The following is an 8,422-nucleotide window of genomic DNA, read 5'->3' as shown; positions in this document are numbered from 1 at the left end:
CGCATCGAGATCGGCGGCCAGGTGTACGCGACGTCCGCCCGCCTGAACGGCAAACCCACCGCCGCCATCGGCGTGCAGCTGTCGCCGACCGCCAATGCGCTCGCGACGGCGAAGGCGGTGCGCCAGCGCATGGACGAGCTGTCGAAATATTTCCCGGCTGGCGTCAAGTACGACATTCCCTACGACACCTCGCGCTTCATCCAGATTTCCATCGAGGAAGTGGTGAAGACGCTGCTCGAAGCGATCCTGCTGGTGTTCCTGGTGATGTATCTGTTCCTGCAGAACATCCGCTATACCCTGATCCCGACCATCGTGGTGCCGGTGGCGCTGATGGGCACCTTCGCCACCATGCTGCTCTTCGGTTTCTCGATCAACGTGCTGACCATGTTCGGCATGGTGCTGGCGATCGGTATCCTGGTCGACGATGCGATCGTGGTGGTGGAAAACGTCGAACGCATCATGAGCGAGGAAGGCTTGTCGCCGCGCGATGCAACGCGCAAGGCGATGGGCCAGATCACCGGCGCGATCATCGGCATCACGCTGGTGCTGATCGCGGTGTTCATCCCGATGGCTTTGTTCGGCGGCGCGGTCGGCGCGATCTACCGCCAGTTCTCGCTGTCGATGGTGTCGTCCATGGTGTTTTCCGCGCTGATGGCGCTGTCGCTCACGCCGGCGCTGTGCGCGACGCTGCTCAAGCCGGTGGAGGCGGGACACCATCATGCCAAGTCCGGATTCTTCGGCTGGTTCAACCGCGGCTTCCACAGCACGTCGACCGGCTACAAGGGCTGGGTCGCGCGCATGCTGGGCAGGGCCGGCCGCTGGCTGATTGTCTACGGCCTGATCGTCGCCTGCGTCGCCCTGCTCTACATCCGCATGCCCTCCGCCTTCCTGCCGCAGGAAGACCAGGGCTACCTGATCACCAACGTGCAGCTGCCGCCGGGCGCGGCCACCAACCGCACGATCCAGGTCATCGAGCAGATCGAGAACTTCTACCTGCAGCAGCCGAGCGTGGCGCGCGTAGTGGCGGTGGCCGGCTTCAGCTTCTCCGGCAGCGGCCAGAACGCGGCACTGGTGTTCACGCCGCTCAAGGACTGGAGCGAACGCGGCCCCGACCAGTCGGCTACCGCGATCGCCGGCCGCGCGTTCGGCGCCTTCTCGCAGATCAAGGATGCGATTGTGTTTCCGCTGAGCCCGCCGCCGATCCCGGAACTGGGCAATGCGACCGGCTTCACGATGCGCCTGCAGGACCGTTCCGGCGTCGGCCACGATGCGCTGCTTGCCGCGCGCAACCAGCTGCTCGGCATGGCGGGCAAGAGCCAGATTGTGCAGGGCGTGCGTCCCGACGGCCTGGAACCGACGCCCCAGCTGCAGCTGAACATCGACCGCGACAAGGCGAATGCACTCGGCGTGCCCTTCGCCGACATCAACACGACGCTGTCCACCGCGCTTGGTTCGGCCTATGTGAACGACTTCCCGAACCAGGGCCGCCAGCAGCGCGTGATCGTGCAAGCGGACATCCCGCAACGCATGCAGCCGGAAGACCTGATGAAGCTCTACGTGCGCAACACCAAGGGTGACATGGTGCCCTTCTCCGCCTTCATGACGGCGAAGTGGATCGTCGGTCCGGTGCAGCTGTTCCGCTACAACGGCTATCCGTCGATGCGCATTTCCGGCAATGCCGCACCGGGACGCAGCACCGGCGAGGCGATGGACGAAATGGAAAAACTCGTCGGCCAGCTGCCGCCGGGTATCGGCATGGAATGGACCGGGCAGTCGCTGGAAGAAAAGACGTCCGGCGCCCAGGCCCCTGCCCTGTTCGCGCTCTCGCTGCTCGCTGTCTTCCTGGTGCTGGCGGCGCTGTATGAAAGCACCACCATCCCGATTTCCGTGCTGCTGGTGGTGCCGCTGGGCGTGCTCGGTGCGCTGCTCGGCGCGACCCTGCGCGGCATGCCGAACGACGTGTACTTCAAGGTCGGCCTGATCGCGATCATCGGCCTGTCGGCGAAGAACGCGATCCTGATCGTGGAATTCGCAAAAGACCTGCAGGCGCAGGGCAAGGGCCTGGTCGAAGCGACGCTGGAAGCGGTGCAGCTGCGTTTCCGCCCGATCATCATGACCTCGCTCGCTTTCATCCTCGGCGTGCTGCCGCTGGTGATCGCCAGCGGCGCCGGATCCGCCAGCCAGCGCGCGATCGGTACCGGCGTGATGGGCGGCATGATCACCGCAACCGTGCTGGCCGTGTTCCTGGTGCCGGTGTTCTTCGTCGTCATCCGCAGCCTGTTCAAGGGCAGCGAGCGGCAACGGAAGTTCTACCAGGAGCACCTGCATCTGCAAGAGGACAACAAGGCATGAGCAAGCAACTGACCCTTTCCCTGCTGGCCGCTGCGGTGCTGTCGGCCTGTTCGATGGCGCCGACCTACGAGCGGCCCGCATCTCCTGTCGCCGCGGCCTATCCGACCGTGGCGGAAGCGGGCGACGCCACCGCGACCGGCTGGCGCAATTTCTTCCCGGACCAGCGCCTGCAAAGCCTGATCGCCGCCGCGCTGGAGAACAACCGCGACCTGCGCATTGCCGCACTGCGGATCGAGGAAGCGCGCGCACAGTATGGCGTGCAGTCGGCCGACCTGCTGCCGAACTTCAATGCGACTGCAGGCGCGACGCGCTCGCGCACGCCCGGCGGCGTATCGCCCACCGGTTCGCCCATCGTCAGCAGCACGTATCAGGTCGGGCTCGGCCTGTCGGCCTTCGAACTCGATTTCTTCGGCCGCGTGCGCAGCCTGAATGACGCATCGCTTGCGCAATACCTGGCGACCGAGGAAGCCGGCCGCGCCGCGCGGATTTCGCTGGTGGCGGAAGTCGCGAAGGCCTACCTCGCGGAGCGCGCGTTCGACGAGCAGTACGAACTTGCGCGCAAGACCTTCGAAAGCCGCGAGTCGGCGTACAAACTGGCGAAGCAGCGCTTCGATGTGGGCGCCTCCTCGGCCCTCGACCTGCGGCAGAACGAGACGCTGCTGCAATCGGCGCGGGCGTCGCTGGCGACGCTGACGCGGCAGCGCGCGCAGGCGTCGAATGCGCTTGCGCTGCTCGCCGGGAAGCCGCTCACCGACCTGCCGGCGGCGCAATCCCTGTCGGAACAGAACATCGTCACCGAGATTCCCGCCGGCCTCCCCTCCGACTTGCTCGAACGCCGCCCTGACATCCGCGCCGCCGAACAGCGATTGCGTGCGGCCAACGCCAACATCGGTGCCGCGCGCGCGGCCTTCTTCCCGCGCATCTCGTTGACCGCCGCCACCGGCACCGCCAGCGGCGACCTGTCGGGACTGTTCGAATCCGGCTCGCGCAGCTGGTCTTTCGTGCCGCAACTGGTGCTGCCGATCTTCGACGCCGGCCGCAACAGTGCCAACCTCAACCTGGCTGAAGTGCGCAAGAACGTCGCCATTGCCGAGTACGAGAAATCGATCCAGACCGCCTTCCGCGAAGCCGCGGACGCGCTCGCCGCGCGTGCGACGTTGGACGAACAGATCGACGCGCAGCGCGCGGTGCTGGAAGCGCAGGCGGAACGCCTGAAGCTGGCCGACCTGCGTTACCGCAACGGCGTGGCGAGTTCGCTGGATGTGCTGGATGCGCAGCGGGAATTGTTTTCGGCGGAACAGGCGCTGGTGCAGGCGCGATTGCAGCGTCTGACGAATGCGGTGGATTTGTACCGCGCGCTGGGCGGCGGGCTGGCCGAGACGACGGCGAAGTAAGCGGGTAGGGTGCGCCCCCGCGCACCGTTCAATTCAGCGAATCAGCGGCTTCAACAATCCGATGGTTCGCTCCGTCGCGCCGCGATGCTGCCGCGCAAACGCCAGCGCGTTATCGCCCATGCGTTTGCGCTCCGCATCATTGGATAGCAGCATGGCCGCAATGCGAAGCATGTCGGAAGCTGTCTCCACACGTGACGCAGCCCCGGCGGCAATCGCTTCCTCGCTGACGACGCTGAAATTGAACGTATGCGGCCCGACCAGCACCGGCTTGCCAACTGCGCAAGCCTCGATCAGGTTCTGCCCGCCGAGCGGCAGGAGACTGCCGCCAATGAAGGCAATATCGCACGCGGTGTAATACGCGAACATCTCCCCCATCGAATCACCCAGCAAGACCCGCATATCATCGGGCAATGCCGCGCCGAGCTGCGAGCGGCGCTGCAGCGACAGTCCGCGGGCAGCCACCTTCGCCGCCACTTCATCGAAGCGCTGCGGATGGCGCGGGACGATGACGAGCAACACATGTTCGAGGCCGCTTTCATCCAGCGCATCGAGGATCAGGCCCTCTTCGCCTTCCCGCGTGCTGGCGCACAGCAGGACAGGACGGTTTCCCATCATCGCGCGCAATGACGCGCCTGTGGCGAGCGCCTGCTCAGGCGGCGTTACGTCGAACTTGATGCTGCCCGTCACGCTCACATTTGGCGCGCCAAAGCGGCGCAGCCTGTCCGCATCCGCGTCCGTCTGCGCCGCCACGCAGGAGAAACCGCGCGCGGCATCCGACATCAGCGCCGACAGGCGTTCCGCCTTGGCCAGCGAACGTTCCGAGAGGCGCGCATTGACCAGTGCGACCGGCACACGGTGCTTAGCACACTGCGCGATGAGGTTCGGCCACACTTCGGTTTCCATCAGGATGCAGATGCGCGGCCTGAAATGCTTCAGGAAGCGGCCGACCATGAAGCCAGTGTCATACGGCAGGTAACATTGGACGAACCTGTCGCCATGTTTCTGGAACAGCGATTTGCCGGTCGCGCGGCCGGTCGGCGTCATATGGGTGAGCAGGATCGCGTGGTTCGGATACTCGCGCAGCAAGGCATCGATGAGCGGCTCCGCGGCACGGGTTTCGCCGACCGATACGGCATGCACCCACAGCACGTCGCGCTGCGGGCGCTTCGCATAGAAGCCGAAGCGTTCCGCCATGTGCGCGCGGTATCCCGGTTCCTTGCGGCCGCGCCACCACAGGCGCGCGAGCACTAGCGGCAGCGCCAGCCACCAGGCGAACGAATAGAGATGACGGATCATGCGGTCTGCGGCGTGGTTTGCGCGGCGCCGAGCAGCCGGTCGATCGCGCCGGCCACATCGGCAACCGATGGCGGTGCACCGGCATCGCCAAGGTTGACGATGCTGGGCGACCAGTTGCCTTCGGTCTTCCAGCGCGGCGAATCGCAATAAAGCTCGATTGTCGGACGGTTGTAGGCGGCGGCAATATGCGTCAGGCCGGTGTCGACACCGATCGCGAGCGCCGCGCGCTGGGCCAGCAGGACTGCCTCCATCATCGGCAGTTTGGGGAGCACTCGAGCATTTGGCATGCGCGCTGCGAGCTGTTCGGCGGCCTGCTTCTCGGCCTCGCTGCCCCAGGGGAGCAGCACCGGCATGCCGCGCGCCGCGAGCAGGCGCGCAACCTCGACCCAGCGGTCCGGCGCCCATTGTTTCGAGGGGCGCGCGGTCGCATGGAAAAACGCCGCATAGGGTTCGGCCGGCAGCCAGGCCGGGACCTGCGGCATGTCTGGCGCGCGCAGGCTGAAGTCGGCGGGATGATCGATCGGATAACCGAGTGCAGCCGCCGTCACCAGTCGTCCGCGAAGCACGGCATGGGTACGCGGGTCGACCGGCACGCTCATGGTGTGGAAAACGCGCGATGCGGCTTCATAGCCGGAGCCTTCGGTGCCATTGGCGAGTCCCACGCGCTTGCCACCCGGCTTCAGCCGCGCCATGCGCATGACGACACCGGTCTTCAGCAGGCCCTGGGTGTCGAACACGATGTCGTATTCCTCGTCACGCAGGCGCCGGTAAAACGCCCGCATTTCGGCGCGCGTGGGCACCGACAGCAGGCTCTTGCGCCAGCGGCGCAGTGCGTACGGAATGATGTTGCGCACGCCGGTGTTCAGGCGCACGAGGTTCACGTAGGCTTCTTCCACCACCCAGTCGATCTGCGCGTCCGGGTACGCACGCAGGATGTCGGCGACCATCGGCATGTTGTGCACGACGTCACCGAGCGACGAAACGCGGACGATCAGGATTTTCACAGGCGCGCGATTCAGAACGGCAGCACCGCATCGGCCTTCACGGCCAGGATGGCGCGGCGGAATTCCTCCTGGATGCGCTTGAGCGCCTCCGCCGATTCGCCTTCGAATCGCATCACCACCACCGGCGTCGTGTTCGACGAACGCGCCAGCCCGAAACCGTCCGCATACTCCACGCGCAAGCCGTCGATCGTCACCACCTGCTCCGCATCGGGAAACTTGGCTTCCTCCTGCAGGCGGCCGATCAGCGCGAAGCTCTCGCCTTCCTGCAGGTGCAGGTGCAGTTCCGGCGTGCTCGATGCCTGCGGCAAGGCATTCAGCTCGGCCGATGGATCATCCATGCGCGTGAGCAATTCCAGCAGGCGCGCACCCGCATACAAGCCGTCATCGAAGCCGTACCAGCGGTCCTTGAAGAATACATGCCCGCTCATCTCGCCGCCCAGCGGCGCTCCCGTTTCGCGCAGCTTGGCTTTCACCAGCGAATGCCCGGTCTTCCACATCAGCGGCACGCCGCCGTGCTGCTTCACCCATGGACCGATATGGCGCGTGCACTTGACGTCGTACAGGATTTCCTTGCCCGGATGGCGGGTCAGCACATCCTTGGCAAACAGCATCAGCTGGCGGTCCGGATAAATGATCTGGCCATCCTTGGTCACCACGCCCAGGCGGTCACCGTCACCGTCGAAGGCGAGGCCGATCTCTGCGTCGGTTTCCTTCAGGCAGCGGATCAGGTCTTGCAGGTTTTCCGGATGGGCGGGATCCGGATGGTGGTTGGGGAAGTTGCCATCGACTTCGCAGAACAGTTCGATCACGTCGCAACCCATCGCGCGGAACAGTTCGGGCGCGAAGGCGCCGGCCACGCCATTGCCGCAATCGACCGCGATCTTCATCTTGCGGCTGGTCTTCACATCGCCGACGATGCGTTCGATGTACGCCTGCTTGATGTCATGCGTACTGTAGCTGCCGTTGCCCGACGCAAAGTCGTCGCGCACGATGGTCTGGTACAGGCCCTGGATCGCGTCGCCATAGATCGCTTCGCCGGCCAGCACCATCTTGAAGCCGTTGTAGTCGGGCGGGTTGTGGCTGCCGGTGACCATGATGCCGGATGTCGCATCAAGCACATTCGTGGCGAAGTAGACCATCGGGGTGGCGACCACGCCGAGGTCGATCACGTTGACGCCGGCGCGCTGCAGGCCGGAGGCGAGCGCCGCGGCCAATTCCGGGCCGGACAGGCGGCCGTCGCGGCCGATGACGACGGTCTGTTCGCCTTTGGCGAGGGCGGCGGTGCCAAAGGCCTGGCCGATCTGGCGGGCGACATCGGCGTCAAGTGTCTTGCCGACGATGCCGCGGATGTCGTAGGCCTTGAAAATGCTTTGCGAAATGGTGGACATGATCGATCAGAAAAAGGTGGATTGCAGATTCTACTGAATGCAGGAACGGCTATTTGATTCTTCGGCCGAAGAACATCCAGCGCGGCGACCGGAAGCGCACGATGCGCGCGTACAGCCACACGTAGGTGATGACGAACAGCAGGCTCAACAGCATGAGCACCCAGGTGTGCCGCCAGAACACGGTGGCCGGGACGACGGCCATCAGCGATAGCAGCCACAGGTACGGCGAAGTCAGCGCATTGCGCAGGTCGAGCGCGCGCGCGTCACGCCCGCCGACCGCCCACAATACCACCCGGCGGAAGATCAGGCTGTGCAGGTGGATGCCGTCCGGCGTGCCCGGCGACTGTCCGCGCAGGAACAGGCGGCGGTAAGCCGAGAACAAGGTTTCGAAGGCAGGATAGATGAGCAGCAGCACTGCGTACCAGGTGGATACCTGCGGATTGCGCATGACCAGCAGGACCGTGAGTTCCGCCAGCATGAAGCCGAGAAAATAGGCACCACCATCGCCGAGGAAGATGAGGCCGACCGGATAGTTCCAGACCAGGAAACCGGCCGCCGCGCCGGCAACGATCAGCGCGGCCACGAGCACGAAGGTGTCGTTCACCTGCAGCGCCACGTAGGCGAGCGACATCAGCATGCTGATGGCGACCACTGTCGCCAGACCGTTGAAGCCATCGATGATATTGATCGCATTGACGATGCCGGCCACCGCCAGCACGGTGAGCGGTAACGCGATCCAGAGCCAGGTGATCGTCCACTGCGAGAACAGCCAGTCGATGCGCTCGATCCTGGCATCGATCAAGAAGTAGCCCATGGCGGCAGCCACCATGGTCAGCGCCAGGCGACGTCCCGGCGTCACGCGCTTGGTGAAATCCTCGACGATGCCACCAAGAAAGGCCACGGCGGAACAGATGAGCAGCAGCAGTACGCCCTGGCCGATCAGCGGCGTGCGCCACATGGCAATGCCGGCGCTGGCCACGACGGCAAC

General features: G+C 65.2%; 6 protein-coding genes. 2 read left to right on the top strand and 4 right to left on the bottom strand.

The genetic code is table 11. The features are described from left to right. Together AYR66_RS24815 and adeC are read left to right on the top strand one after the other, a co-directional pair. Positions 1–2,352: efflux RND transporter permease subunit (locus AYR66_RS24815; RefSeq protein ID WP_088710267.1), on the top strand; the 2,352-nt coding region annotated here is incomplete at its 5' end. Further along, positions 2,349–3,746, top strand: coding sequence for an AdeC/AdeK/OprM family multidrug efflux complex outer membrane factor (gene adeC, locus AYR66_RS24810; RefSeq protein ID WP_088710221.1), 1,398 nt, complete (start codon positions 2,349–2,351; stop codon positions 3,744–3,746). The genes AYR66_RS24815 and adeC, both read left to right, overlap by 4 nt. Before the next feature lie 33 nt (positions 3,747–3,779). On the opposite strand, the gene waaA is transcribed toward adeC, so the two are convergent. The 4 genes from waaA to AYR66_RS24790 all read right to left on the bottom strand — a co-directional run. After that, complete coding sequence (waaA, locus tag AYR66_RS24805) at positions 3,780–5,039, bottom strand: lipid IV(A) 3-deoxy-D-manno-octulosonic acid transferase (protein ID WP_088710266.1); 1,260 nt, start codon at positions 5,037–5,039, stop codon at positions 3,780–3,782. Further along, entirely contained in the window at positions 5,039–6,046 is a 1,008-nt protein-coding gene (gene waaC / locus AYR66_RS24800) for a lipopolysaccharide heptosyltransferase I (protein ID WP_088710220.1), read from the bottom strand. Before waaC ends, waaA begins: the two co-directional genes overlap by 1 nt. 11 nt (positions 6,047–6,057) lie before the next feature. Next, positions 6,058–7,434 carry a phosphomannomutase/phosphoglucomutase gene (locus AYR66_RS24795; protein WP_170942360.1) on the bottom strand — a complete coding sequence of 459 codons (1,377 nt, stop codon included), beginning with the start codon at positions 7,432–7,434 and terminating at the stop codon, positions 6,058–6,060. A gap of 49 nt (positions 7,435–7,483) precedes the next feature. Beyond that, positions 7,484–8,422: MraY family glycosyltransferase (locus AYR66_RS24790; RefSeq protein ID WP_088710265.1), on the bottom strand; the 939-nt coding region annotated here is incomplete at its 5' end.

Origin of the sequence: Noviherbaspirillum denitrificans (genome assembly GCF_002211445.1) — a bacterium.
Lineage (GTDB): Bacteria > Pseudomonadota > Gammaproteobacteria > Burkholderiales > Burkholderiaceae_D > Noviherbaspirillum > Noviherbaspirillum denitrificans.
Note: the sequence above shows the minus strand (reverse complement) of the source record. Positions and strands in the feature narration are given on the sequence as shown.